Below are 284 nucleotides of genomic sequence, written 5' to 3' on the forward strand. Positions count from 1 at the left end.
ACCCAGCTGAACATAAAGCAGAAGAACGCGGTCACACCGATGCCGGACCTGATCAGCGGCAAGAAGATCGTGGCAAAGAACCGCGGGAACGAATAACCGTCGATATAGGCGGTTTCATCGATTTCCTTTGGAATGCCCGACATGAAACCTTCAAGGATCCAGACGGCCAGCGGCACGTTAAACAGGCAGTGTGCGAGTGCCACAGCGATATGGGTGTCAAACAGGCCGACACTTGAATAAAGCTGGAAGAACGGTAACAGGAACACGGCCGGCGGTGCCATACG

1 protein-coding gene is annotated in these 284 nt (G+C 54.2%); it reads right to left on the bottom strand.

Annotation, left to right across the window (positions count from 1 at the left end; translation table 11 throughout):
• On the bottom strand, positions 1 to 284 hold a 284-nt coding region (locus tag B2T33_RS09580), incomplete at both ends, for an ABC transporter permease subunit (protein ID WP_286791799.1).

Source organism: Thalassospira sp. UBA4513 (genome assembly GCF_002388495.1).
In the GTDB taxonomy this organism is placed as follows: Bacteria; Pseudomonadota; Alphaproteobacteria; order Rhodospirillales; family Thalassospiraceae; genus Thalassospira; species Thalassospira tepidiphila.